Consider the following 23,821-nt stretch of genomic DNA (forward strand, 5'->3'; position numbering starts at 1 on the left):
ACGACAATCGGAGGAACGTTCATGGACAATCGCATCACCCGCCGCACACTCAGTGCCCTGCTGGTCTCGACTGGCATGGCGCTGTCGCTGCCAGCCTTCGCGCAGAACGAGATCAAGATCGGCTACAATGCCGACCAGTCCGCCTCCGGCGCGGCCGAGCTCGGCCTGTCGGGTCTCTACGGCTTCCAGGCCGCGATCGAGGATTTGAACGCGCAGGGCGGCATTCTCGGCCGCAAGCTCGTCGGCGTTGTCCGCGACGATGCCGGCGCACCGCCGAAGTCGATCCAGAACATGAACGAGCTGATCGACAACGAGAAGGTCGCCGCTGTCGTCGGACCGACCAATTCCGGCAATGCCCTCGCCTGGCTGCACATCCCGCAGCAGAAGAAGGTGCCGGTGATCTCGCATGTCGCGACCGCGACCGACATCACCGCCCGCTACGCCAAGGAGCCGCAGAACTACATCTTCCGCGTCTCGATGGTCGACCGCGAGCAGCTCGCTCTGCTCGCCGCCTATGCGGTCAAGGCCTCGAAGACCAAGAACGTCGCGATCATCGCCGACACCACCGGCTACGGCCAGGCCGCGACCAAGGACCTGCAGGAGATTCTCGCCCTGCACGGCATCAAGCCGGTCGGCATCGAGAAGTTCGGGCCGAAGGACACCGACATGACCTCGCAGCTCGCCAAGCTGAAGGCGGCCGGCGCCGACATGATCATCACCGGCTCGCTCGCCGACGCGACGGCACAGGTGCTGAAGAGCATGGAGAAGATGGACTATTATCCCGGCCTGCTCTCGACCTGGGGCTCGATCAACACGCCGCTGGTCAACATCGCCGGGCCCAAGCTCGCCGAGAAGACGATCTTCGCGGCCTCGACCACCGAGGACGCCAGCGACCGGGCCGCGGCGCTGCACAAGCGCCTCGTCGCCAAGCACCCGAACATGCCGGCCTTCGTCTCGGCGGCGCAGGGCTATGACGCGGTGATGCTGATTGCCGCCGCCATCAAGCAGGCCGGCGGCACCGAGGGGCCGAAGCTGCAGCAGACACTGGAGAACCTCAGCAAGGTTCAGGGCATCATCAAGGCCTATGACAAGCCCTTCAGCAAGGAGCAGCACGAGGCGCTCGGCGTCGCCGACTTCCACCTGGCGCAGTGGAAGGACGGACGCGTGGTCAAGCTCGATGATCCGGTGGTCAAGGAGCTGTCGGCGGCGGATCTGAAGCGCTGAGCGTCCTCATCGGACTCGTCCCGTCATGGTCGGCCTTGTGCCGACCATCCACGTCTTCGCTTGATCGATCGAGAGCGGTGTTCAAGACGTGGATGCTCGCCACAAGGGCGAGCATGACGAAGCTGGAACGGCTTGGTTCGTCATAACGGAGAGACGATGACGGCATTCCTTCAGGCTCTGGCCAGCGGTCTGGCACTGGGCGCGATCTACGGGCTGATCGCGCTCGGCTTCAACATCACCTACGCCACGACCAAGACCTTCAACTTCGGCCAGGGCGCCTTCCTCGTGCCGGGCAGCCTGGTCGGCGTCTCGCTCTTGCTGCTGGCGGCGGGCAAGCCGCATTTCGGCAACCTCACCCAGGCCGAGATGACCATGACGGCCTATGTGCTGGCCACGGTCGCCAGCGTCGTCGTGGTCGGCGCGATCGGCATCGCGCTCTACTATTGCGCGATCAAACCCTTCGTCGGTGCAGGCGGCCTCAACTGGGTGCTGAGCACGATCGGCTTCGGCATCATCATGCAGAACACTGCGCTGGCGATCTGGGGCCCGGCCTCGATCGCGGTGCCCTCGCCGCTCGGCAGCGATGTCTGGCGCATCGCCGGGGCCGGCATCCGGCCGCAGGAGGTGCTGATCGCGGTCGTCGCGGTCGCGGTCATGGTCGGGCTCGACATCGTCCTGCGCAAGACGCGCTTCGGCAAGGCGCTGCGGGCCGTCGCCTTCAACCCGCAGGCGGCGGCGATCGTCGGCATCAATGTCGAGATGATCGTGATCGCAGCCTTCGTGATCTCCTCGGCGCTGGCGGGCCTCGCCGGCATCCTGATCGCGCCGATCACCACGGCCTCGGTCTTCATCGGGCTCGGCGTCGCGCTGAAGGCCTTCTCGGCGGCGATCGTCGGCGGCCTGACCAGCCCGCGCGGCTGCATGCTCGGCGGCTTCCTGCTCGGCGTGGTCGAGGCGCTGGTCGGGCTCTGGCGCGCCGAATTGCGCGAGATCACCATCTTCCTGCTGATCATCATCGTGCTGGTGGTCAGGCCGAGCGGGCTGATGGGCGCGCGCAGCGTGGAGAAGATCTGATGCCCGCGTTCGCCCACGCCATCGGGGTGGCGGTGCTGGTCGCAGCGCTCGCGCTCGTGCCCTATCTCGGCTTCAACGATTTCTACCTGCAGATCCTGTTCACCATCGGGGTGAATTATCTCGCCGCCGCCGGGCTCAACGTGCTGGTCGGCTATGCCGGCCAGAAGTCGCTCGGCCATGCCGGCCTCTTCGCCGTCGGCGCCTATACGGCGGCGATCGCCAATATCGAATGGGGCTTCAGCCCCTGGCTGTCGCTGGCGCTGGCCTGCGTCTTCGGCGCCGTCTTCGGCCTCGTCATCGCGATGCCGTCGGTGCGAGTCTCGGGGCCGAGTCTGGCCATGGTGACGATCGGCTTCGGCATCGTCGTCGAGAAGATCGCCACGGAATGGACTGATGTCTTCAAGGGACAGGCCGGCTTTTACGGCATCAATGCACCGTCGATCGGTGGGACGAGCTTCACCAACCTGCACTGGGTCTGGTTCGTCGGCGCACTCTGCATCGCGACCCATCTGATGCTGCGCTCGCTGCTTGCCGGCCGCTATGGCCGCGCCTTCCTCGCGGTGCAGATGGCAGAGCCGGCGGCGCAGTCGGTCGGCATCTCCGTCGTGCGGACCAAGACGCTGGCCTTCGTCATCTCGGCGGTGACCTGCGCGCTCGCTGGCGCCGTGGTGGCGCAGCAGAACCAGTACTTCAACTCCGACTTCATCACCTTCAACCTGTCGATCTTCCTTCTGGTGGTGGTGATCTTCGGCGGCTCGGGCTCGCTCTACGGGCCACTCTTCGGCGCGGTCATCCTGACCTTGCTCGACGCCTGGCTGGCGCGCTGGCCAGCCTTGCAGCACTTCAGCTATGGCGCGCTGCTGCTGTTCTCGCTCTATCTGATGCCGAACGGCATCGCCGGGGCGGTGTCCGGTCTCGCGGCGCGTTGGCGGCAACGCAAGGCGGTGGCGCCCGATGTCCCCGGCCACAGCGCTCTGGCGGCAGCCTCGTCAGCACCGGCTGGCGGCGAGATCCTCGTCGTCAAGGATCTCTACAAGGCCTATGGCGGCATCGTGCCGGTCCGCAATGTCTCCTTCGCGATTGGCGCCGGCAAGGTCCATGCGCTGATCGGCCCGAACGGCGCCGGAAAGACGACGCTGCTCAACCTGCTCTCCGGCCATGTCGCGCCCGATGGCGGCTCGATCCGCTTCGAGGGCCGCGAGACGGCCGGCCTCCCGGCCCATCGTATTGCGGCGCTCGGGATTGCGCGGACCTTCCAGAACCTGAAGCTGTTCGGCGAACTCTCGGCGCTCGACAACGTCCTGCTCGGCGCACACCGACATGTCGAGACCGGCTTTGTCGCCTCACTGCTCGGCCTGCCGTCGAGCCGGCGCGTGGAAGCCACGGCGCGGGCCGATGCGCTGGCGCTGCTCGCCGATCTCGGCCTCGGCGAGCGCGCTCATGAGCCGGCAAAGAGCCTGCCCTACGGCTTGCAGCGGCGGCTCGAGATCGCACGCGCCCTCGCCTCGCAGCCAAAGCTCCTGCTGCTCGACGAGCCAGCCGCCGGCCTCAACCCGCAGGAGACGCATGAGCTTGGCGAGGTCATCCGCCGCATCCAGCAGGCTGGCGTCACCGTGATGCTGATCGAGCATCATATGGACCTGGTCATGGGCATCTCCCAGCATGTGCTGGTGCTCGACTACGGCGCGCTGATCGCAGAAGGGCGGCCGGAGGCAATCCGACGGGATCCCAAGGTCGTCACCGCCTATCTCGGTGCCGACGATGATGCAGCCGTGACCGGAGACGCCGCATGACCATGCTCGCGATCGAAGGGCTCAAGGTCCGCTATGGCGCGGTCGAGGCGCTGAAGGGCATCTCGCTGCGGGTCGGGCAAGGCGAGGTCGTCACGCTGATCGGCGGCAACGGCGCCGGCAAGTCGACGCTGATGCGGGCGATCGGCGGGCTGGTTAAGGTTGCTGGCGGATCGATCCGCTTCGAAGGCCGCGATACCACTGGCATCAAGGGCCATGAGTGCGTCCGGCTTGGCATCGGCCATTCGCCGGAGGGGCGCATGGTCTTCGGCGACCAGAGCGTGCGCGACAATCTCGTGCTCGGCGCTTATGCGCGCAGAGACGAGGATGGCATCGCCGCTGATATCGAGCGCTATTTCGGCATCTTTCCGCGCCTCGCCGAACGGCAGGACCAACTCGCCGGCACGCTGTCCGGCGGCGAGCAGCAGATGCTGGCGATCGCCCGTGCCCTGATGGCGCGCCCGAAACTGCTTCTGCTCGACGAACCCTCGCTCGGTCTCGCTCCGCTGATCGTGCGCGAGGTCTTTTCCGTGATCCGCCGGTTGCGCGAGGATGGGATGACGATCCTGCTCGTCGAGCAGATGGCCAATCAGGCGCTCGCGGTCGCCGACCGCGCCTATGTGATCGAGACCGGCACGATCACGCTCGAAGGCACCGGCGCCGAGCTGCTGCGCGACGAGCGCGTCCGCTCGGCCTATCTCGGCGCTTGACGATGACCGCAGACCACGTCGTCATCGTCGAGGTTGGCCCCCGCGATGGGCTGCAGAACGAGAAGGCGGAGGTCGCGACGCAGGACAAGCTCGCTTTGATCACCGAGCTCGCCGATGCTGGCTTGGCACGGATCGAGGCGACTGCCTTCGTCTCGCCGCGTTGGGTGCCGCAGATGGCCGATCATGAGGCGGTGATGCGCGGCGTCGACCGGCGACCGGGTGTGGTCTTCTCGGCGCTCGTCCCCAATGAGAAAGGTGCGGAAGCCGCGCTTGCCGCCGGCGCGCAGGCGCTCGCCGTGTTCACTGCCGCATCCGAAAGCTTCTGTCAGAAGAACACCAATTGCTCGATCGCCGAGAGCATAGCGCGCTTCCGGCCGGTGATGGCGCTGGCGGAACGTGCCGGCGTGCCGGTCAGGGGCTATGTCTCCTGCGCACTCGACTGTCCCTATGAGGGAAAGATCGCTCCCGAGGCGGTGGCGATGGTCACGGCCGAGCTGCTTGAACTCGGCTGCCACGAGATCGCGCTCTCCGATACGCTCGGCCGCGGCACGCCGGAACGGACGGCCGCCATGGTCGAGGCAGCGTTGCGAAGGGCGCCGGCCGCGATGCTGGCCGGGCATTTCCACGACACCTCCGGCCGGGCCATCGCCAATGTCGAGGTTGCCTGGCAGCTGGGCCTGCGCGTCTTCGACGGCTCGGTCGGCGGTCTCGGCGGCTGCCCCTATGCGCCCGGTGCAGCCGGCAATCTCGCGACCGAGCGGCTCGTCGCGCATTTCGCAGCCAAGGGAGTCGAAACCGGGGTCGACCTCGCGCGCCTGAGCACGATCGGCGAACGGGTTGCCGGGCGCTTTCGGCCAGCCGGCGGTGCACCGAGATAACCAGCGCTGCCCGGCATGGCAGACGCCTCAGCGATGGCATCGACGCAGCGCGAGACGCCCGGTATTGATGCTCCACCACAGCGCATTGAGCGGAGTCGACCGATCGTCTCCGTTCGGGCAGAACGAGTGACGGATGAGCCCGCCCAAGCTGGCTCGAGCGACGAGGGACGGATGACGCAGAAGGTTTATGACAGCCCGGCGGCGGCCCTGGATGGGTTGCTGTTCGACGGGATGACGATCATGTCGGGCGGCTTCGGCCTCTCCGGCAACCCCGAGAGCCTGATCCCGGAGGTCCGCGCTTCGGGCGTGAAGAACCTGACGGTGATCTCCAACAATGCCGGCGCCGATGGCTTTGGCCTGTGGATGTTGCTGGAGACGCGGCAGATCAAGAAGATGATCGCGTCCTATGTCGGCGAGAACAAGCTGTTCGAGCAGCAATACCTTTCCGGCGAGCTCGAGCTCGAGCTCAACCCGCAGGGCACGCTGGCCGAGCGCATCCGCGCCGGCGGTGCCGGCATCGCGGCGTTCTACACCAAAACCGGCGTCGGCACTGTCGTCGCCGAGGGCAAGCCGGTCGAGGAATTCGAGGGACAGCTCTATGTCCGCGAGACCTGGCTCAGGGCCGACGTCGCCATCGTCAAGGCCTGGAAGGCCGATACCGCTGGCAACCTCGTCTATCGGCGCACGGCGCGGAATTTCAACCCGAACATGGCGACCGCCGGCAAGGTGACCGTCGCCGAGGTCGAGGAGATCGTGCCCGTCGGCTCGCTCGATCCTGAAGGCATCCACACCCCCGGCATCTATGTCGACCGCATCATCAAGAGCACGATCAACGAGAAGAAGATCGAGAAGCTCACCGAGCGCAAGAGGGAGGCAGCCTGATGGCCTGGACCCGTGAAGAGGTGGCCGTCCGCGCCGCCAAGGAGTTGAAGGACGGCTTCTACGTCAATCTCGGCATCGGCATCCCGACGCTGGTGGCGAACTATATTCCCGATGGCGTCGACGTGACGCTGCAGTCGGAGAACGGCCTGCTCGGCATCGGCCCCTTCCCTTATGAGGGCGAGGCCGACCCGGACCTGATCAATGCCGGCAAGCAGACGATCACCTCGCTGCCGAGCTCGAGCTACTTCTCCTCGGCCGACAGCTTCGCGATGATCCGCGGCGGCCATATCGACCTGACCATCCTCGGCGCCATGGAAGTGGCCGCCAATGGCGACATCGCCAACTGGACCATCCCCGGCAAGATGGTGAAGGGCATGGGTGGCGCGATGGACCTCGTCGCCGGCGTCAAGAAGGTCATCGTGGTCATGGATCACGCCAACAAGGCGGGCGAGTCCAAGGTGCTGGAACGCTGCACCCTGCCGCTGACCGGCGCCGGTGTCGTCGACCTGATCATCACCGACCTCTGCGTGCTGGCCTGCGATAAGGTGAAGGGCGGCCTGACCCTGCTCGAGTTCGCGCCAGGCGTCACGCTCGACGAGGTCAAGGCCAAGACGGCCGCGCCGTTTACGGTTGCTCCGGCGCTGGCCAAGGCCGCCTGAGGGCCCTGAAGAATTGGCGAGGGGCAGCGGCGGTCACACCGCCCTGCCCTCGTCGGCGCCTTCAGCGCGAACCATTCCCAGAGCAGCAGCTGCAGCGACAAGCCAGCATCGCCGCCATAGTCAGGTTCGCTATCGCCCGCGCGGTTCGGGGATCAGTTGCCTTCCCAAAAGGAGCCGGGCGCTGCCTCCGATGGGCTCACGCGAGTGCCACATTGCCGTGACAGATTGGTTCAGAGGCGCGGAACGCTGCCTGGCGTTCCGTCGTTTCCTCGTCGACTGCAACGGAACCAGGAGGACGAGATGAGCCATCTTGGCAAGGAGGAGCGCGAGATCCGCAAGATCGCCTACGCGCTCTGGATGGAGCAAGGGCAGCCGGAAGGCCGCGACCACGAGCATTGGGAAGTGGCGAAGGAGATTTGGAACTTCCGCAACCGCACGACGGAGGTCGTCGATACCGGCGCGGAAGACGAGCTCAAGGTCGAGCGCGCCCGCCGGCGCGAGCAGGAATTGTTGTCCTGATCCACATCTTGCAGGGCTGCGGCCAGCCACAGCCCTGCCATTCCCAGCCGGAATGATCGCGACCGGAGGCAAACCGCAGCGCGCTTCCCACATTGTGGTTGAGGCGATGGCGTGCCCTGTGGCCGGCGCCCGCGGGGAACGGTTATGGCGCAGCATATTGCAACCGGTCAGCTTCAGGTGCTCGAACGGCCGGAAACCGGACGGTTCGAGCTCGACTTTCCCGGCGGACAGGCCTTCGCCCTCTATCGCAGCGACGGCGACCGGATCGTCGTGACCCATACCGAGGTGCCGCCGGCCTTCAATGGACGTGGTCTCGGCTCGCAGTTGGCGGAGGGCATCTTCCGGATCGCGCGCGTCAGCGGACGATGCGTCGTACCGCGCTGCTCCTTTGTCGCAGACTGGGCGCGGCGCCATCCCCACTATAACGACGTGCTGGCCTGAAGGACCCTTGCCTGCCCCTGCTTGCAGGACGAGCTTGCCTCGTGCGCGATGATCGCGTTGAAAGGCCCCGCCACAGAACAGGGCCCGCCATGCCGGACGATCTCGCCATCACCGATTTTCCGCTGAGGGCGCAGGACAAGCTCCGCTACGGCGACACCGATCGCCAAGGGCATATCAACAACGCGGTGTTCTCGACTTTCCTGGAAACCGGGCGGGTCGAGCTGATCTATGATCGCGCCCGTCAGCTGGTCGAGCCCGGAACGGCCTTCGTCATTGCCCGGCTGGAGATGGATTTCCGAGCCGAGCTGCTCTGGCCCGGCGAGGTCGAGATCGGCACGCGCGTCGCCTCGGTTGGCCGCAGCTCGGTCCGGCTCGAGCAGGCGATCTTCCAGGGCGAGCACTGCGTCGCCAACGCGATCACGGTGATGGTCCAGATGGACGAGGCGACGCGCAAGTCGCGGCCGTTCTCCGACGCGGTGCGAGAACGGCTGGCGCAGCTGGCAGTGCCAGCCGCCTGATCTACCCGCCCTCCTCCGGCCAGCCGACCAGCTCGGTCGGTGTCCAGCGCGTCTTGCGGCGCTCGCGCCGTCCCTCCAGCGCTTCACCGCTGAAATCCCGGGGCTCGGCCGGCTTGGTGAAACGGGCGCGCTCGTCGAGCGCATCGATGCTGATCGTGGTCCAGGCCTTGCCGTCCTCGACCATCAGCATGGCGACATAGACACCGCAGCGGCGGCAGAGAACGACGTCGGAAGCGCTGAGCCCGAAGCGGTAGCGCTGGAGCTGAGCCGGCTCATGGGCCATCAGGCGCGCGCTTGCCTTCGGATCAGACACTGTCCGGGCATTGTGCCTGCGGCAGAACGAGCACTGGCAGGCGCCGACGATCTCCTCCTCCGGCGGTCGCGGCAGAGACAATTCGAGGCCGATTGCGCCGCAATGACAGGTGCCGGTCAAACGATGCGTCATTGCTGTCTTCCTCAGCCCGAACTCCGTCACATCACGGGCATTGTAGCTGTGTGACGATCCTATCAACACAAATCATTGGATACCGCGTCGAATCGGAGGAACGGAATCGCCCCTGCCGTGTTCGGGCTCACAATGCGGGAGGATCATCATGAGCAGCCTTGTTGCGGTTTCGGCGTTGTTCCTGGCCGGAGGCCTTTCAACCGTGACCATGGGGGCCGTACCCTTGCAGGGTGTTCTCAACGATTTCTTCTGGGCGGGCCTCGCTCTCTCCGCCTTCATCACGACCGCCGGGCTCGAAGCGTCGAGCTGAGGCCTTTCTCGTAAAACTGCCGGACGACCGGGGTGGCTCGAGGTCGCCCGGTTTCGTCCTTGCATGCGGGGAGTCGTCATACGGTCCTTCCGGCCGGCATCTTTATGCCGCCCTTATGCTCCCGCTTGTCCTTCCCGCTCGACCGCTTAGCAGCTGCGGCACCACATCTCTGGTCTGAACCAGGCTGGAGATCCATCATGGCCGATATCGTCTTTCTCGCGCTCGGAGCCGGAGCTTTTGCGCTCTTCGGCTGGTACGCAGCGCTGCTGCGCAAGGTCTGACCGTCATGGGCCTGACCTTGCTCTATGCCGCCGCGGCCCTCGGGCTCGCGATCTACATGGTCGCCGCGCTGCTGCGCCCCGACCGCTTCTGAACAACATAAAAAAGGAGACCTCGCATGGACTGGCGGGGCTGGGCAGAGATCGTTTTCACGATCGCAGTGACGGTGGCCGTGGGCTGGCCACTCGGCATTTATATGGCGCGCGTCTGGGCGGGCGAACGCACGCCGCTCGACTTCGTGCTGAAACCGGTCGAGACCGGCTTCTACGCCGCGCTCGGCGTCGACCGGAACAAGGGGCAGAACTGGCTCGGCTATGCCGGCGCCGTGCTCGCCTTCAGCGCAGCGGGTTTCGTGCTGCTCTACGCCCTTCTGCGCTTGCAAGGGTTGTTGCCGCTGAACCCGCAGGGCTTCGACGGCCTGTCGCCGCATCTCGCCTTCAACACCGCCGTCAGCTTCGTCACCAACACGAACTGGCAGTCCTATGGCGGCGAGACGACGATGAGCAGCCTCAGCCAGATGATGGGCCTGACCGTCCAGAACTTCGTCTCGGCCGGCGCAGGCCTGGCCGTGGCCGCGGCCGTGGCGCGTGCCTTCGCCGCCGACCGCGGCGAGACGCTCGGCAATTTCTGGGTCGATCTGACCCGCAGCGTCCTCTACGTGCTGCTGCCGCTCTCGATCGTCACCGCGCTCGCGCTCGTCGCCGCCGGCGTGCCGCAGAGCCTCATCGCCAACGTCACGGCCAAGACACTTGAAGGCGCCGACCAGATCATCGCGCTCTTCCCGGTCGCCAGCCAGGAGGCGATCAAGCAATGGGGCACCAATGGCGGTGGCCTGTTCAACGTCAACTCGGCGCATCCGCTCGAGAACCCGACGCCGCTGACCAACCTCATCGAGGTCGTCTCGCTGAACGCGCTTGCCTTCGGCACCGTCATCGCCTTTGGGTGTGTCGCCGGCGCCCGCAAGGAAGCGCGCGCCCTGCTCGCCGCCATGGTGATCCTGGTCGGCCTCGGCGCCGCCGCGATCTACTCCTCCGAGACATTGACGCCGCAGCCGGCCATGATCGCGGCCGGCATTACCGACGCGCCCGCCAACATGGAAGGCAAGGAGGTGCGCTTCGGCGCCGCCGCCTCGTCGATCTGGGCGGCGCAGACCACCGGTGCCTCGAACGGCTCGGTCAATGCCATGCACGGTTCGTTCATGCCGCTCGGCGGCGGCGTCGCGATGTTCTTGATGCAGCTCGGCGAGATCCTGCCCGGCGGCGTCGGCTCCGGCCTCTACGGCATGGTGGTGATGGCGCTGCTCGCCGTCTTCGTCGCCGGGCTAATGGTTGGGCGCACGCCGGAATATCTCGGCAAGAAGGTCGAGAGCCGCGAGATCAAGTTCGCCATGCTGGCGGTGCTGATCCTGCCGCTCGCCATCCTCGGTTTCTCGGCGATCGCCGCGGTACTGCCGGTCGCGCTCGAGGGCTTGCTGAACAAGGGGCCGCGCGGGCTCACCGAGATCCTCTACGCCTATTCCTCGGCAGCAGGGAACAACGGCTCCGCCTTCGCGGGCCTCACCGCCAACGCGCCCTGGTGGAACACGACGCTCGGCATCGCCATGCTGCTCGGCCGCTTCGCCTACATGATCCCGGTCATCGCTTTGGCGGGAGCCATCGCCGCCAAACCGAAGCTGAAGCCGACCGCCGGGACGCTGCCGAGCGACTCACCGCTCTTCGTCGGCCTGCTCATCGGCATCATCCTGATCCTGGGCGGCCTGCAATTCTTCCCCGCGCTCGCGCTCGGGCCGATCGTCGAGCACTTCCAAGCGCTTGCGGCCTCTCGCTGAGCCGACAAAGGAACCCCGTCCATGAGTGTCTCACTCGCCAAATCCAGCGCCTTCAACCAGGCCATCGTCCTGACGGCGCTGAAAAGCGCCTTCGGCAAGCTCGACCCGCGCAAGCTGACGGGCAATCCGGTCATTCTTGCGACCGAGGTCGTCGCCGCGCTCGCCACCGTCTCGGCCGTCGTCGCCATCGCCAATGGCCAGGCTGCGGGCTTTCCGATCCAGATCGCGATCTGGCTCTGGCTCACCGTCGTCTTCGCCAATTTCGCCGAGGCGATCGCCGAAGGGCGCGGCAAGGCGGCAGCGGATTCGCTCCGCGCCACGCGCGTCACCACCAAGGCCAAGCTCATCATCGACGCCTCGCGCAATGCGATGATCCCGACGCCGGCTCACGAGCTCGCGCCTGATGACATCGTCCTGGTCGAGGCCGGGGACGTCATCCCCGCCGATGGCGAGATCATCGAGGGCGTCGCCTCGGTCAACGAGGCCGCGATCACCGGCGAGTCCGCCCCGGTGATCCGCGAGAGCGGCGGCGACCGCTCGGCCGTCACCGGAGGCACCACGGTCGTCTCCGACTGGATCAAGGTCCGCGTCACCTCGCGGCCGGGCTCGTCCTTCCTCGACCGCATGATTGCGATGGTCGAGGGCGCCGACCGGCGCAAGACGCCGAACGAGCTGGCGCTCGCCGTGCTGCTTGCCGGCCTGACCCTGGTCTTCCTGATCGCGGTCGTCACCCTGACCGGGCTCGGCGCCTTCTCGGGCGTCTCGCTCGATCCGATGGTGCTGGGCGCGCTCTTCATCACGCTGATCCCGACCACGATCGGCGGCCTGCTCAGCGCCGTCGGCATCGCCGGCATGGACCGGCTTCTGAAAGTGAACGTATTGGCGACCTCAGGCAGAGCCGTCGAGGCCGCCGGCGACGTCGATACGTTGCTGCTCGACAAGACCGGTACCATCACCTTCGGCAACCGCATGGCGGTCGAGGTGATCCCGGTTCCCGGCGTGCGTCCCGACGCGGCGCTGCGCGCTGCGCTGATGGCTTCGCTCGCCGACGAGACGCCCGAGGGCCGCTCGATCGTCGAGCTCGCCCGCAATCAGGGCGTCACCGCCGAAGTCCCGGCTGGAGCCACCACGATCCCGTTCAGCGCCACCACCCGCCAGTCGGGCCTCGACCTCGACGGCAAGGACTCTGGCAAGAAGTCCTGGCGCAAGGGCGCGGTCGACGCGGTGATCAAGACACTCGACCTTGCCGACAACCAGGTGCCGGCGGAGTTGCGCCAGGCAGTCGACGGCATCGCCCGCTCGGGCGGCACGCCACTCGCCGTCAGCGAGAACGGCGCGCTGGTCGGCGTCATCCACCTCAAGGACGTGGTCAAGCCGGGCGTGAAGGAGCGCTTCGCGGATCTGCGCCGCATGGGCGTGCGCACGGTGATGATCACCGGCGATAACCCGGTCACAGCGGCGGCGATCGCCTCCGAGGCCGGCGTCGACGACTTCCTCGCCGAGGCGACGCCGGAGGACAAGCTGCGGATCATCCGCACCGAGCAGGCCAAGGGCCGCCTCGTCGCGATGTGCGGCGACGGCGCCAACGACGCCCCTGCCCTAGCTCAGGCCGATGTCGGCGTCGCCATGCAGACCGGCGCGCAGGCGGCGCGCGAGGCCGGCAACATGGTCGACCTCGACAGCGATCCGACCAAGGTCCTGGAGGTCGTCGAGGTCGGCAAGCAATTGCTGATCACCCGCGGCGCGCTCACCACCTTCTCGATCGCCAACGATGTCGCGAAGTACTTCGCCATCATCCCGGCGCTCTTCGTCGTCTCGCTGCCGGCGCTCGGCGCGCTCAACATCATGGGCCTGTCGAGCCCGCAGAGCGCCATCCTCTCGGCGGTGATCTTCAACGCGCTCGTCATCGTCGCGCTGATCCCGCTGGCGCTGCGCGGCGTGCGCTACCGGGCGATCGGCGCGGCCAAGCTGCTCTCGCGCAACCTCACGCTCTACGGCATCGGCGGGCTGATCGCGCCCTTCGTCGGCATCAAGCTGATCGATCTCATCGTCTCGGCCTTTGGGCTCGCCTGACAGCCTGAACAGGACACATGTCATGATTGCCAATCTTCGCCCCGCCATCGTCTCGATGGCACTCTTCAGCCTCCTGCTCGGCCTGGCCTATTCGCTCGGCGTCACCGGGCTGGCGCAGGCGCTGTTCCCGGCCCAGGCCGGCGGCTCGCTGATCCGCAATGCCTCCGGCGAGGTCGTCGGCTCGCGCTGGATCGGGCAGAACTTCAAGGACGAGGCCTATCTGCGTCCCCGCCCCTCTGCCGCCGGCAAGGACGGCTACGACGCCGCCGGCTCGTCTGGCTCCAATCTCGGGCCGTTGAACGAGGATCTCGCAGCCCGGATCAAGGCCGATGCCGAGGCGCTGCGCGCCGAGAGCCCGGCGCCGATTCCGGTCGACGCCGTCACCACCTCCGGCTCGGGCCTCGACCCGCATGTCTCGCCGGCCAATGCGGCGCGGCAGGTGGCGCGCATCGCCGCTGCCCGCAAGGCTCAGCCGAACGAAGTCCTGGCTGTGATCGCCGCGAACACCGAAGGCTCGACCTTCGGCCTGCTCGGTGAGCCGCGCGTCAATGTGCTCGCCGTCAATTTGGCACTCGACGCGCGCTGGCCACGCGCTCAACGTTAGGATCGATGGCGAACGACGAATCCCAGTTCCGCGAGGCCGGGCGGCCCGACCCCGACGCCCTGCTCGCTTCAGCCGGCCGCGGCAAGCGCGGCCGGCTGAAGATATTTCTCGGCATGGCGCCAGGCGTCGGCAAGACCTACGAGATGCTGAGCCAGGCCAGGCGGGCCCAGGAGGAGCATGGCGAGGTCCTGGTCGGTGTCGTCGAGACACATGGACGCCAGGAGACGGAAGCCCTGCTCGACGGGCTCGAGGTCATGGCCCGCCGGCCGCTCGAGCATCGCGGCCGGCTGATGATGGAGTTCGACCTCGATGCCGCGCTCGCGCTGAAGCCGAAGCTGCTGCTGGTCGACGAGTACGCCCATTCCAACGCACCGGGCAGCCGCCATCCGAAGCGCTGGCAGGATGTCGCGGAACTGCTGGAGTCCGGCATCGACGTCTGGACGACGCTGAACGTCCAGCACCTCGAAAGCCTGGTCGACGTGGTCTGGAAGATCACCGGCGTGCGCCAGCGCGAAACGGTGCCCGACAGCGCACTCAGCCGCGCCGATGAGATCGAGCTGATCGACATAACGCCGACCGAGCTGCGCCAGCGCATGGAGGAAGGCAAGGTCTATGTTCCCGAGACCGCCCGGCTCGCCGCCGGCAATTTCTTCAAGCCGGAGAATCTGACGGCGCTGCGTGAGCTGGCGTTGCGGCGCGCCGCCCAGACGGTCGATGACCAGCTCAGCCAGGCGATGAAACGTGCCGGCGTCGAGGGCCCCTGGGCGGCAGGCGAACGTATCCTGGTGCTGATCGGCCCCGACGCGATGGCCGGATCGCTCGTCCGGGCCGGACGCCGGCTCTCCGACATGATGATGGATGCGCCCTGGACGGTCGCCCATGTCGAACGGCCGAGCCGGGCGGACGCGGATTCCGGGCGCGGTGCCCATCTCGTGGAAGCGCTGAAGCTGGCCGAGCAGCTCGGCGGCGCCAGTGTCGTGCTGAACGGCGACGATCTCGTCGGCGCCGTGCTCGACTATGCCCGTCGGAACAATGTCACCCAGATCGTCGTCGGCAAGTCGCATCGCAAGGGCTGGCGCGCCTGGTTCCGCCCCTCTCTCGCCCCCGAACTGCTGAAGGCGCAGAACGGCGCCGCCCTGCACATCATCACAGAGGTCACGAGCGGGCCGGTTCAGCAGATCGTCGCGAGCGCGCCGCGCACCGGCGTCAACTGGCTGGCCCATCTCGGCGCGACCGCCATGGTCGGCGTCGTGATCGGGCTGGCCGAGCTGATCGACAAGCGGGTCGAGAACGTCAATCTCGCCATGCTGTTCATGGTCAGCGTGCTCGGCGCCGGGCTCGCCTTCGGCCTCTGGCCGGCGGTGACGGCGGCTGCGCTCGCCGCTTTCGCCTATAACTTTTTCTTTCTTGAGCCGCGCCTGTCCTTCTGGATCGGCCATCCGGCCGATGTCCTGACGTTCCTGGTCTTCTTCGCCGTAGCGCTGACGACGGGTGGCCTGACCGGACGCATCCGCGACCAGGCCAAGGCGACGGCGCGGCGCGCCTCGGCGATCACCGCCCTGCTCGCCGCCAGCCGCCGGCTCTCGGCAGCAGCGCGGCGCGAGGATGTCGCGGCAATCCTGGCCGAGCAGGTCTCGGCTGCGACCTCCGGCAAGGTCGTGGTGCTGCTGCCGATCGATGGCGAGATCGCCCCGAGCGCCGGCGCGCCCGAGCTCGAAGCACTCTCGACCGCCGACATGACCGCGGCGCGCTGGACCTGGAACCGCGGCGAGCCGGCCGGTGCCGGCACCGGTACCTTGCCGAACGCGGCCTGGACTTTCCGGCCGCTGCAGGGCGTGCGGGCTCGTTCTGGTGTGGTCGGCTTCGAGCCCAAGGCGCTGGCGACGGCAGAGAACGAGCGCTTCGCGCTGGCGCTGCTCGACCAGGGCGCAATCGCGATCGAGCGGGCCGAGCTTGCTGCCGCCGCTGTCGACGCCGAGGCGTTGCGCCGCAGTGATCGCTTGCGCTCGGCGCTGCTCAACTCGGTCAGCCATGATCTGCGCACGCCGCTCGCCACCGTGCTCGGTTCGGCGACGACGCTGATCGACTATGGCGATGGCATGAAGCCGGCCGTGCGCGACGACCTCCTGCTCTCGATCCGCGAGGAGGCCGAGCGGCTGAACCGCTATGTCGGCGACCTGCTCGACATGACCAGACTCGAAGGCGGCGCGCTGGTGGCGCGGCGCGACTGGATCGATGTCCGCGACGTGATCGCCGCGGCTCTGGCGCGCGTCTCGCGCCGGCTCGGCCAGCGCCGGGTCCAGCGCGATTTTCCGGCGGAGCTCTCGATGGTCAGAGCAGATCAGGGCCTGCTCGAGCAGGTGCTGGTCAACATCCTCGAGAATGCGATCGCCTATAGCGAGGACGGCGCCTTGATAGAGGCGGCCGCCTATGAGGATCGCGGCAATGTCGTGATCTCGATCGAGGACGAGGGCCGCGGCATCCCGACTGCCGAATTGGAGCGCGTCTTCGAGAAGTTCCGACGGCTGGAGGAATCGATCGATCGTGGGGGCGAGCGCGGCAAGGGCGCCGGCCTCGGCCTCGCCATCGCCAAGGGCTTCGTCGAAGCCATGGGCGGGCGCATCGCCGCCGCCAGCCCGATCCAAGACCGCCCGGACGGCAGCAAGGGCGGCACCCGCATCCTGATCAGCCTGCGCAAGGACCCCGCGGGTGGAGAGAGCAAGCCATGACCGCCTTCCGCCCGCGCATCCTCGTCATCGACGACGAGCCGCAGATCCACCGTTTCCTCGGCCCGGCGCTCGATGCCGCCGGCTACGAGCCGATCCGGGCCGACGATGCCACCAGCGGCCTGCGCGAGATCGCCCGCAAGCCGCCGGACGCCGTCGTGCTCGACCTCGGCCTGCCCGACATGGACGGCAAGGAGGCGCTCGCCAGGGCACGGGCTTTCTACGACGGACCGGTGATCATCCTCTCGGCCCGCGACCGCGAGACCGAGAAGATCGACGCGCTCGACGCAGGGGCTGACGATTATGTCGAAAAGCCCTTCGGCGTCGGCGAGTTGCTGGCGCGCCTGCGTGTCGCGCTGCGTCATCGCCTCGAACGCCAGGGCTCCGAACCGGCACTGCAGGTCGGCGATGTCGAGATCGACCTGGTCAACCGCCGGATCAGCAAGGCGGGCGTTCCGGTAAAGCTCTCGCCCAAGGAGTACGACCTGCTCGCCAGCTTGGCCGGGGGGAATGGCCGGGTGCTGACCCACAAGCAGATCCTCACCGCCGTCTGGGGCCCGGCCCATGAGCACGACGTGCAGTACCTGCGCGTCTTCGTCGGCCAGCTCCGGCAGAAGCTCGAGGACGATCCGGCCGAGCCGAAGCTGATCGAGACCGAGCCGGGGGTCGGCTATCGGCTGGGCGGATTGGTTTGAGACCTCGCCACCGCACCACATTGTGACACAGTGACCGGACTCGTACCGTCCTGGCCGCAACAGGCGTGCGAGGTTGGCGATGCGGCTTCTAGCGTTGGGATTGATGGTCTCGATTGGTTGGGTGATCCAGGCCGCAGCCGAGTGGAAGCCGAGCATCTTCGAGGGAGAGACGAAGCGCGCGATTCAGGGCTGCGCAGCGAAATCGACCGACGATTCCTGGTCCTGCGCCTTCATCCGCTGTGAGCCAGACAAGCAGCTCGGCCTCTATCTCGATATCCCTGGCGTGCTCTCCGAGGGGCCGATCACGCTCGCAATCGATAGCCGCGATTTCCAGCTCGCGCTGCAGTCCACGGGGGGACCTTTCGGCGATGCCTATCGCGTCGCGGGCGCCGATGCCGAGATGTTCGCCGCCTTCCCTGCTGGCCAATCGCTGCGCATCCGTCAGGAGGGCATCAAGAAGGGCTATGACGTGATTCCGCTCGCCGGCATCGGCCCGGCGCTGCGCCGGCTGAGCCAGGTCTGCAAGCCGCGCTGACGCTTGCGCAGGAGAAAATGCTTCCCCGGATTTCGACAGTGGAACGACCCTGAAGAGAGATTTCCTCTTTTGGAACGGGAATAAGAAAAATCACACTACCCAACGTGAATTGATGCTTGGGGGCCGCTGCATTATGTAAAACGTTCGGAATAGCGAACGTAGCGAGCATTGTTCATGGCTGCCGCCAAGCGCCCTGCCCTGCCGGTAATCCTGCTGGCCAACGACCTGTTGGATGGCGACGTCGTCTTCGCGACGGGTGATGCCAATGGCCTGCATTGGTCGCGCGATCCCGGTGCGGCGCTGGTCGGCGATGACGACGCGACCGCCGACCGGCTCGATGCTTTCGCCGCCGCCGAACTCGGCAACCAGCATGTCGTCGATGCCTATCTGGTCGATGTCGCGATCGAGGACGGCGTGCCGGTGCCGCGCCATTATCGCGAGCGCATGAAGACGACCGGACCCAGCATCCGGCGTGACCTCGGCAAGCAGGCTGAACTGCCGCTCGCCCAAGCTTTCCTGAGAGCCTGACGCATGTATCGCTACGATGAATTCGACGAGCGTTTCGTCCGAGAGCGGGTCGCGCAGTTCCGCGACCAGGTCGGCCGCCGGCTCGATGGTTCGCTGACCGAGGACGAGTTCAAGCCGCTGCGCCTGAAGAACGGCGTCTATCTGCAATTGCACGCCTATATGCTGCGGATTGCCGTCCCCTACGGTACCCTGTCGTCGAAGCAGATGCGCCAGCTCGCGCTGATCGGCGAGCGCTATGACCGCGGCTACGGCCATTTCACCACGCGCACCAATCTCCAGTTCAACTGGCCGAAGCTGCGCGACATCCCGGACATTCTCGACCTGCTTGCCGATGTCGAGATGCACGCGATCCAGACCTCGGGAAACTGCATCCGCAATGTCACCGCCGACCATTTCGCCGGCGTCGCACAGGACGAAATCGAGGATCCGCGGCCGACCGCCGAACTGATCCGGCAGTGGTCGAGCCTGCATCCGGAATTCGACTACCTGCCGCGCAAGTTCAAGATCGCTGTGACCGGCGCCGCCCACGACCGCGCCGTCATCAAGGCGCATGATATCGGCCTGCGCATCCTGCGCCATCCCGACACGCACGAGATCGGCTACGAGGTCATCGTCGGCGGCGGCCTCGGCCGCACCCCGATGATCGGCAAGGTCGTGCGCGAATTCCTGCCCAAGGCCGACCTGCTCGCCTATCTCGAGGCGATCATGCGGGTCTACAATCTCGAAGGCCGGCGCGACAACAAGTACAAGGCCAGGGTCAAGATCCTCGTCCACGAGATCGGCACCGAGGAATTCTCCCGCCGCGTCGAGGAAGAGTTCGCCCGGCTCGATGGCCCCTCGGTCAATGCCGATCCGGCCGAGGTCGCGCGCATCGCCGCCTATTTTGCGCCACCGGCCTACGAGGCGCTGCCGGCGACCAGCGGCGCCTTCGAAGCGGCGAAGGCAGGCAATCCCGATTTCGCCCGCTGGGTCGAGACCAATGTCACACCGCACCGTCAGGCGGGTTATGCCGCGCTGACGATCTCGCTGAAGCCGATCGGCGCGCCTCCCGGCGACGCCACGAGCGAGCAGATGCGCCTCGTCGCGGACCTGGCGGACGAGTTCTCCCTGTCGGAGATCCGCGTCACCCATGCGCAGAACCTCGTCCTGCCGCAGGTGAAGCAGGCCGACCTGTTCGCGGTCTGGCGGCGTCTTGGCGAAGCGGCGCTGGCCACGGCCAATGTCGGATTGATCACCGACATCATCGCCTGCCCCGGCCTCGACTATTGCGCGCTGGCGACGGCGCGCTCGATCCCGATCGCGCAGGCCTTGGCCCAGCGTTTCGCCGATGCCGGACGGCAAAAGGAGATCGGCGAGCTCAACATCAAGATCTCCGGCTGCATCAATGCTTGCGGCCACCACCATGTCGGCCATATCGGCATCCTCGGGCTCGAGAAGCGCGGCATCGAATCCTACCAGATCACGCTCGGCGGCGACGCGACCGAGAACGCGGCGATCGGCGAAATCCTCGGCCCCGGCCTCGCGGCCGAGGACGTGCCGGACGCGATCGAGCGCATCGTCTCGGTCTACCTGGCGCAGCGCCAGACGGGCGAGAGCTTCATCGACAATGTCCGCCGGATCGGGCTTGCGCCCTTCAAGGCGGCTTTCCAGGAAGCCAATCGTGAGGTCAGTCATGCCGTTGCTTGATCGTCACGGCGCCAAGGCCGAGATCTGGACGCGCAGCGAAGGCGCTGCGATCGGCAATCTCTCGCATGCGCTCGTCGCTTGGGAAGTGCTGCCGGAGGCGTTGGCGCAGAAGACGCGCGACCAGCGCATCGGCGTCGTCATTCCGAACACCGTCCGCATCCCGGAACTCAAGCTCCTGATGCGGCAGCTGTCGCTGATCGCGATCAGCTTCCCGTCCTTCGGCGACGGGCGCGGCTTCAGCCTGGCGCGGTTGATCCGCAACCACGGCTTCACCGGCACGCTGCGGGCCAGCGGCCCGCTGATCGTCGACCAGTTCGCCTATGCCCTCGCCTGCGGCTTCGACGAGGTCGAATTGCCCGAGGCGAGCGCCACACGGCAGCCGGTCGAGCAATGGACCCGGGCGCTCGGCCAGATCAGCCATGGCTATCAGCGCGGCTATGGCGACAGCGGCAACATCCTCGACCGGCGCCGCTCGGCCCGGCTGAAACATGCTGCGGCGAGCTGAGACGATGCACGGTTCGGCCCAACCCAGCCTGCGGCGGCCGGCCGACCACCATAGCGACGATGAATGGGAGGAGGCCATGCTGAACGACGCCTTGAGCCATTCCGCTCCCGGCCCGCGCGAGCGCTGGTTCGATCTTTGCTTCCGGCTTATCATCCTGGTGCTTGCCGGTCTGTGGTTGTTCATGCCACCTGCGGGCGACACCCGGACGCAACCCGATGTGAAGGCCGCAGCGACGCAAAGATGAGCGCAAGACCCCCGGAAGCCACCGCCCCCCGCCGGATCGAACGGCTCGCGACCCTGCCGCTCTTCCACAAGCTGGACGGGCGCAAGGTCGTGCTCGCGGGGGCGAGCGAGGGCGCGCTCTGGAAGGCCGAATTGCTCGCGGCGGCGGGCTGCGACCTGCTGATCCTCGCCGGCGACAGCCCAGAGATTTTCGCCGGTCTTGCGGCCGATCCACCGGCAGGCTCGGTGACGGTGTTGCCGCGTGCCTGGCAGGCTGATGACCTCGACGGTGCGGCGCTCGCCGTCGCCGACATCGATTCCCTCGACGAAGCGAAGGCTTTCGCTGCCGCCGCGCGACAGAGCGGCGTGCCGGTCAATGTCGTCGACAAGCCCGAATTCTGCGACTTCGCCTTCGGCTCGGTGGTCAACCGCTCGCCGCTCGTGGTCGCGATTTCGACCGACGGCGCCGCTCCCGTCTTCGGTCAGGCGATCCGGGCCAAGATCGAGGCGCTGCTGCCTTCCGGCCTCAAGGCCTGGGCGCAGGCCGCGCATGATTGGCGCCCGCTGGTCAAGGCGCGCGAGCTCTCCTTCCCGCTCCGGCGCGATTTCTGGGAGCGTTTCACCAGCCGCGCCCTTGCCGAGCCGCAGCGCCAGCCGGACGAGAGCGACCAGGACAGTCTCTCTACCGTGCTCGACGAGATCGAGCGCGGCAGCACTCAGCATGGCCGCGTCACGCTGGTCGGCGCCGGTCCCGGTGACCCGGAGCTGCTGACGCTGAAGGCGATCCGGGCGCTGCAGAGCGCCGACATCATCCTCTATGACGACCTCGTCTCGGACGGCGTGCTCGAGCTCGCCCGGCGCGAGGCCAAGCGCATGCTGGTCGGCAAGCAGGGCTATGGCCCGGCCGTGAAGCAGGACGACATCAACGCGATGCTGGTCTCGCTCGCCGGCCAGGGCAAGCATGTCGTGCGGCTGAAAGGCGGCGATCCCGGCATCTTCGGCCGCGCCGGCGAAGAGATCGAGGCCTGCCACCGCGCCGGCATTCCGGTTGCGATCGTGCCCGGCATCTCGGCGGCGCAGGGCGCGGCGGCTTCGCTCGGCCTGTCGCTGACCCATCGCGATCATGCCCGCCGCCTGCAATTCGTCACCGGCCATGCCCGCGACGGCAAGCTGCCGCAGGACCTCGACTGGAAGGCGCTGGCCGATCCTGCCGCGACCACGGCGCTCTACATGGCGCGCGCGACCTTGCCACTGTTCCGCGAGAAGGCGCTCGCCGCCGGGCTCGATCCGGCAACGCCGGCGATCGCCGTTCTTGGCGCTACGACGCCAGCCGAAACGCGGATCGCCACCACGATCGCGGAGCTGCCGGAACGGCTCGGCGAGCTGCCGAGCAAGGGGCCTGTCCTTGTCCTGATCGGCCACGCCATGGGCGCTGCGCTGCCGGCGGCAGCAAGCGGAAAATTGGCGCAAGGCTGAGCCGAACCAAAACGCCGGAGATGCGTTTTCTCTCTGGCGCGAAAAGTTTGGAAGGGCTCTACTGCCGCCACCAGTTGAGCGATGACCGCCAATTCAGTACGTTCTGTTTGTTTTTCAGAACAGTTTTGAACCCGTTTCGGCGGTTTCCTGAACTGTTCAGTACGGAGCACTGAGATGACGCGACAGAGACTTCACCGCCTGCTGCAGGCCGGCCTGACGCTCGGAGCCTTCGCCCTGTGCTTCGGCGTGATCAGCGGCGCCCGCGCCCAGACCGAGCTGCTCAACGTCTCCTATGACCCGACCCGCGAGCTCTATCGCGAGATCAACACCGCCTTCATCGCCGATTGGAACGGCAAGAACGCCAAGAAGATCAGCACGATCCGGCAGTCGCATGGCGGCTCCGGCGCACAAGCCCGCACGGTCATCGATGGCCTCAACGCCGATGTACTGACGCTGGCGCTCGCCGGAGACATCGATGCCGTCGCGCAGCGCTCGAAGAAGCTGCCGCTCGACTGGCAGAAGCGCCTGCCGCAGAACTCCTCGCCCTACACCTCGACGATCGTCTTCCTGGTCCGCAAGGGCAATCCGAAGGCGATCAAGGACTGGGGCGACCTGGTGAAGCCCGGTGTCCAGATCATCACCCCGAACCCCAAGACATCGGGCGGCGCCCGCTGGAACTACCTCGCCGCCTGGGCCTATGCCGAAAAGGCCTTCAACAAGGACGAGGCCAAGGTCCGCGATTATATCGGCAAGCTGCTCGCCAACGTCCCGGTGCTCGACACCGGCGCGCGCGGCGCCACAACGACCTTCACGCAGCGCGGCATCGGCGACGTCTTCCTGTCATGGGAGAACGAGGCTTTCCTGGCGCTGAAGGAGTTCGGCGAGGACAAGTTCGACATCGTCGTGCCCTCGCTCTCGATCCTGGCCGAGCCACCGGTCACGGTGGTCGACGGCAATGTCGACACCAAGGGCACCCGCGCCGAGGCGCAGGCCTATCTCGAATTCCTCTATACGCCGAAGGGGCAGGCGATCATCGCCAAGCACTATTACCGGCCGCGCAATCCTGAAGCCGCCGATCCGAAGGACATCGCTCGTTTCCCGAAGGTCGAGCTCGTCACCATCGACGAGAGTTTCGGCGGCTGGGCCAAGGCGCAGCCCGCTCATTTCGGTGATGGCGGCACCTTCGACCAGCTCTACAAGCCGGCGCGCTGAGT

25 protein-coding genes are annotated in these 23,821 nt (G+C 66.9%); 24 read left to right on the forward strand and 1 reads right to left on the reverse strand.

Annotation, left to right across the window (positions count from 1 at the left end; translation table 11 throughout):
- The first annotated feature begins 21 nt into the window (after positions 1–21).
- The 10 genes from ACSQ24_RS12120 to ACSQ24_RS12165 all read left to right on the forward strand — a co-directional run bounded on the left by ACSQ24_RS12120 (position 22) and on the right by ACSQ24_RS12165 (position 8,695).
- Positions 22–1,224 (forward strand): ABC transporter substrate-binding protein, encoded by a 1,203-nt coding sequence (locus tag ACSQ24_RS12120; protein ID WP_436094916.1) that lies wholly within the window; start codon positions 22–24, stop codon positions 1,222–1,224.
- Positions 1,225–1,380: 156 nt separating this feature from the next.
- On the forward strand, positions 1,381–2,298 hold the full coding sequence (locus ACSQ24_RS12125; RefSeq protein ID WP_436094917.1) for a branched-chain amino acid ABC transporter permease: 918 nt from the start codon (positions 1,381–1,383) through the stop codon (positions 2,296–2,298).
- The gene (locus tag ACSQ24_RS12130; protein WP_436094918.1) at positions 2,298–4,091 is read left to right on the forward strand and encodes a branched-chain amino acid ABC transporter ATP-binding protein/permease; all 1,794 of its coding nucleotides are present in this window, start codon (positions 2,298–2,300) and stop codon (positions 4,089–4,091) included. Before ACSQ24_RS12125 ends, ACSQ24_RS12130 begins: the two co-directional genes overlap by 1 nt.
- A gap of 2 nt (positions 4,092–4,093) precedes the next feature.
- Positions 4,094–4,798 (forward strand): ABC transporter ATP-binding protein, encoded by a 705-nt coding sequence (locus ACSQ24_RS12135; protein ID WP_436097879.1) that lies wholly within the window; start codon positions 4,094–4,096, stop codon positions 4,796–4,798.
- 2 nt (positions 4,799–4,800) lie between these two features.
- Positions 4,801–5,676: a hydroxymethylglutaryl-CoA lyase gene (locus ACSQ24_RS12140; protein ID WP_436094919.1), complete on the forward strand. Its 876-nt coding sequence runs from the start codon at positions 4,801–4,803 to the stop codon at positions 5,674–5,676.
- A gap of 171 nt (positions 5,677–5,847) precedes the next feature.
- Entirely contained in the window at positions 5,848–6,558 is a 711-nt protein-coding gene (locus ACSQ24_RS12145) for a CoA transferase subunit A (protein WP_436094920.1), read from the forward strand.
- Positions 6,558–7,217, forward strand: coding sequence for a 3-oxoacid CoA-transferase subunit B (locus tag ACSQ24_RS12150; RefSeq protein WP_436094921.1), 660 nt, complete (start codon positions 6,558–6,560; stop codon positions 7,215–7,217). Before ACSQ24_RS12145 ends, ACSQ24_RS12150 begins: the two co-directional genes overlap by 1 nt.
- Before the next feature lie 300 nt (positions 7,218–7,517).
- A complete protein-coding gene (locus ACSQ24_RS12155) occupies positions 7,518–7,736 on the forward strand; it encodes a DUF2934 domain-containing protein (RefSeq protein ID WP_436094922.1) in 219 nt (72 codons plus the stop codon).
- Positions 7,737–7,880: 144 nt separating this feature from the next.
- Complete coding sequence (locus ACSQ24_RS12160) at positions 7,881–8,177, forward strand: GNAT family N-acetyltransferase (protein ID WP_436094923.1); 297 nt, start codon at positions 7,881–7,883, stop codon at positions 8,175–8,177.
- An 89-nt stretch (positions 8,178–8,266) separates the two neighbouring features.
- Entirely contained in the window at positions 8,267–8,695 is a 429-nt protein-coding gene (locus ACSQ24_RS12165) for an acyl-CoA thioesterase (protein ID WP_436094924.1), read from the forward strand.
- A gap of 1 nt (position 8,696) precedes the next feature.
- On the opposite strand, the gene ACSQ24_RS12170 is transcribed toward ACSQ24_RS12165, so the two are convergent.
- The gene (locus ACSQ24_RS12170) at positions 8,697–9,140 is read right to left on the reverse strand and encodes a GFA family protein (protein ID WP_436094925.1); all 444 of its coding nucleotides are present in this window, start codon (positions 9,138–9,140) and stop codon (positions 8,697–8,699) included.
- Between the two features lie 148 nt (positions 9,141–9,288).
- Here ACSQ24_RS12170 and ACSQ24_RS12175 point away from each other — a divergent pair, with 148 nt between their 5' ends.
- The 14 genes from ACSQ24_RS12175 to ACSQ24_RS12240 all read left to right on the forward strand — a co-directional run bounded on the left by ACSQ24_RS12175 (position 9,289) and on the right by ACSQ24_RS12240 (position 23,819).
- Entirely contained in the window at positions 9,289–9,450 is a 162-nt protein-coding gene (locus ACSQ24_RS12175) for a hypothetical protein (RefSeq protein WP_436094926.1), read from the forward strand.
- 286 nt (positions 9,451–9,736) lie between these two features.
- On the forward strand, positions 9,737–9,823 hold the full coding sequence (kdpF, locus tag ACSQ24_RS12180; protein WP_126116082.1) for a K(+)-transporting ATPase subunit F: 87 nt from the start codon (positions 9,737–9,739) through the stop codon (positions 9,821–9,823).
- 24 nt (positions 9,824–9,847) lie between these two features.
- A complete protein-coding gene (kdpA, locus tag ACSQ24_RS12185) occupies positions 9,848–11,557 on the forward strand; it encodes a potassium-transporting ATPase subunit KdpA (protein ID WP_436094927.1) in 1,710 nt (569 codons plus the stop codon).
- A gap of 21 nt (positions 11,558–11,578) precedes the next feature.
- A complete protein-coding gene (kdpB, locus tag ACSQ24_RS12190) occupies positions 11,579–13,630 on the forward strand; it encodes a potassium-transporting ATPase subunit KdpB (RefSeq protein ID WP_436094928.1) in 2,052 nt (683 codons plus the stop codon).
- 22 nt (positions 13,631–13,652) lie between these two features.
- Positions 13,653–14,234, forward strand: a complete 582-nt coding sequence (kdpC, locus tag ACSQ24_RS12195) for a potassium-transporting ATPase subunit KdpC (RefSeq protein ID WP_436094929.1) — start codon at positions 13,653–13,655, stop codon at positions 14,232–14,234.
- A 5-nt stretch (positions 14,235–14,239) separates the two neighbouring features.
- Positions 14,240–16,963, forward strand: coding sequence for a DUF4118 domain-containing protein (locus ACSQ24_RS12200; RefSeq protein WP_436094930.1), 2,724 nt, complete (start codon positions 14,240–14,242; stop codon positions 16,961–16,963).
- Positions 16,960–17,655, forward strand: a complete 696-nt coding sequence (locus ACSQ24_RS12205; protein ID WP_436094931.1) for a response regulator — start codon at positions 16,960–16,962, stop codon at positions 17,653–17,655. Before ACSQ24_RS12200 ends, ACSQ24_RS12205 begins: the two co-directional genes overlap by 4 nt.
- 79 nt (positions 17,656–17,734) lie before the next feature.
- On the forward strand, positions 17,735–18,190 hold the full coding sequence (locus ACSQ24_RS12210) for a hypothetical protein (RefSeq protein ID WP_436094932.1): 456 nt from the start codon (positions 17,735–17,737) through the stop codon (positions 18,188–18,190).
- 174 nt (positions 18,191–18,364) lie between these two features.
- Entirely contained in the window at positions 18,365–18,718 is a 354-nt protein-coding gene (locus ACSQ24_RS12215; protein WP_436094933.1) for a DUF2849 domain-containing protein, read from the forward strand.
- A 3-nt stretch (positions 18,719–18,721) separates the two neighbouring features.
- Positions 18,722–20,404 (forward strand): nitrite/sulfite reductase, encoded by a 1,683-nt coding sequence (locus ACSQ24_RS12220; protein ID WP_436094934.1) that lies wholly within the window; start codon positions 18,722–18,724, stop codon positions 20,402–20,404.
- A complete protein-coding gene (locus tag ACSQ24_RS12225) occupies positions 20,391–20,909 on the forward strand; it encodes a DUF934 domain-containing protein (RefSeq protein ID WP_436094935.1) in 519 nt (172 codons plus the stop codon). Before ACSQ24_RS12220 ends, ACSQ24_RS12225 begins: the two co-directional genes overlap by 14 nt.
- A gap of 76 nt (positions 20,910–20,985) precedes the next feature.
- Positions 20,986–21,153 (forward strand): hypothetical protein, encoded by a 168-nt coding sequence (locus ACSQ24_RS12230; protein WP_436094936.1) that lies wholly within the window; start codon positions 20,986–20,988, stop codon positions 21,151–21,153.
- A complete protein-coding gene (cysG, locus tag ACSQ24_RS12235; protein WP_436094937.1) occupies positions 21,150–22,607 on the forward strand; it encodes a siroheme synthase CysG in 1,458 nt (485 codons plus the stop codon). The genes ACSQ24_RS12230 and cysG overlap by 4 nt, the downstream gene beginning before the upstream one ends.
- A 174-nt stretch (positions 22,608–22,781) precedes the next feature.
- Positions 22,782–23,819: a sulfate ABC transporter substrate-binding protein gene (locus ACSQ24_RS12240; protein WP_436094938.1), complete on the forward strand. Its 1,038-nt coding sequence runs from the start codon at positions 22,782–22,784 to the stop codon at positions 23,817–23,819.
- The last annotated feature ends 2 nt before the right edge of the window (positions 23,820–23,821 follow it).

This window comes from Allobosea sp. LjRoot237, from assembly GCF_964253285.1.
GTDB lineage: Bacteria > Pseudomonadota > Alphaproteobacteria > Rhizobiales > Beijerinckiaceae > Allobosea.

What these genes read in the sequence shown, in the direction of transcription:
- ACSQ24_RS12160 (WP_436094923.1), top strand. Translation starts at nt 7,881, where the DNA reads ATGGCGCAGCATATTGCAACCGGTCAGCTTCAGGTGCTCGAACGGCCG.
- kdpC (WP_436094929.1), top strand. Translation starts at nt 13,653, where the DNA reads ATGATTGCCAATCTTCGCCCCGCCATCGTCTCGATGGCACTCTTCAGC.
- ACSQ24_RS12170 (WP_436094925.1), bottom strand. Translation starts at nt 9,140, where the DNA reads ATGACGCATCGTTTGACCGGCACCTGTCATTGCGGCGCAATCGGCCTC.
- ACSQ24_RS12165 (WP_436094924.1), top strand. Translation starts at nt 8,267, where the DNA reads ATGCCGGACGATCTCGCCATCACCGATTTTCCGCTGAGGGCGCAGGAC.
- ACSQ24_RS12145 (WP_436094920.1), top strand. Translation starts at nt 5,848, where the DNA reads ATGACGCAGAAGGTTTATGACAGCCCGGCGGCGGCCCTGGATGGGTTG.
- ACSQ24_RS12205 (WP_436094931.1), top strand. Translation starts at nt 16,960, where the DNA reads ATGACCGCCTTCCGCCCGCGCATCCTCGTCATCGACGACGAGCCGCAG.
- kdpF (WP_126116082.1), top strand. Translation starts at nt 9,737, where the DNA reads ATGGGCCTGACCTTGCTCTATGCCGCCGCGGCCCTCGGGCTCGCGATC.
- ACSQ24_RS12240 (WP_436094938.1), top strand. Translation starts at nt 22,782, where the DNA reads ATGACGCGACAGAGACTTCACCGCCTGCTGCAGGCCGGCCTGACGCTC.
- ACSQ24_RS12135 (WP_436097879.1), top strand. Translation starts at nt 4,094, where the DNA reads ATGCTCGCGATCGAAGGGCTCAAGGTCCGCTATGGCGCGGTCGAGGCG.
- ACSQ24_RS12175 (WP_436094926.1), top strand. Translation starts at nt 9,289, where the DNA reads ATGAGCAGCCTTGTTGCGGTTTCGGCGTTGTTCCTGGCCGGAGGCCTT.
- ACSQ24_RS12215 (WP_436094933.1), top strand. Translation starts at nt 18,365, where the DNA reads ATGGCTGCCGCCAAGCGCCCTGCCCTGCCGGTAATCCTGCTGGCCAAC.
- ACSQ24_RS12120 (WP_436094916.1), top strand. Translation starts at nt 22, where the DNA reads ATGGACAATCGCATCACCCGCCGCACACTCAGTGCCCTGCTGGTCTCG.
- ACSQ24_RS12155 (WP_436094922.1), top strand. Translation starts at nt 7,518, where the DNA reads ATGAGCCATCTTGGCAAGGAGGAGCGCGAGATCCGCAAGATCGCCTAC.
- ACSQ24_RS12220 (WP_436094934.1), top strand. Translation starts at nt 18,722, where the DNA reads ATGTATCGCTACGATGAATTCGACGAGCGTTTCGTCCGAGAGCGGGTC.
- ACSQ24_RS12140 (WP_436094919.1), top strand. Translation starts at nt 4,801, where the DNA reads ATGACCGCAGACCACGTCGTCATCGTCGAGGTTGGCCCCCGCGATGGG.
- ACSQ24_RS12230 (WP_436094936.1), top strand. Translation starts at nt 20,986, where the DNA reads ATGCTGAACGACGCCTTGAGCCATTCCGCTCCCGGCCCGCGCGAGCGC.
- ACSQ24_RS12150 (WP_436094921.1), top strand. Translation starts at nt 6,558, where the DNA reads ATGGCCTGGACCCGTGAAGAGGTGGCCGTCCGCGCCGCCAAGGAGTTG.
- ACSQ24_RS12200 (WP_436094930.1), top strand. Translation starts at nt 14,240, where the DNA reads ATGGCGAACGACGAATCCCAGTTCCGCGAGGCCGGGCGGCCCGACCCC.
- ACSQ24_RS12225 (WP_436094935.1), top strand. Translation starts at nt 20,391, where the DNA reads ATGCCGTTGCTTGATCGTCACGGCGCCAAGGCCGAGATCTGGACGCGC.
- kdpA (WP_436094927.1), top strand. Translation starts at nt 9,848, where the DNA reads ATGGACTGGCGGGGCTGGGCAGAGATCGTTTTCACGATCGCAGTGACG.
- ACSQ24_RS12130 (WP_436094918.1), top strand. Translation starts at nt 2,298, where the DNA reads ATGCCCGCGTTCGCCCACGCCATCGGGGTGGCGGTGCTGGTCGCAGCG.
- kdpB (WP_436094928.1), top strand. Translation starts at nt 11,579, where the DNA reads ATGAGTGTCTCACTCGCCAAATCCAGCGCCTTCAACCAGGCCATCGTC.
- ACSQ24_RS12210 (WP_436094932.1), top strand. Translation starts at nt 17,735, where the DNA reads ATGCGGCTTCTAGCGTTGGGATTGATGGTCTCGATTGGTTGGGTGATC.
- ACSQ24_RS12125 (WP_436094917.1), top strand. Translation starts at nt 1,381, where the DNA reads ATGACGGCATTCCTTCAGGCTCTGGCCAGCGGTCTGGCACTGGGCGCG.
- cysG (WP_436094937.1), top strand. Translation starts at nt 21,150, where the DNA reads ATGAGCGCAAGACCCCCGGAAGCCACCGCCCCCCGCCGGATCGAACGG.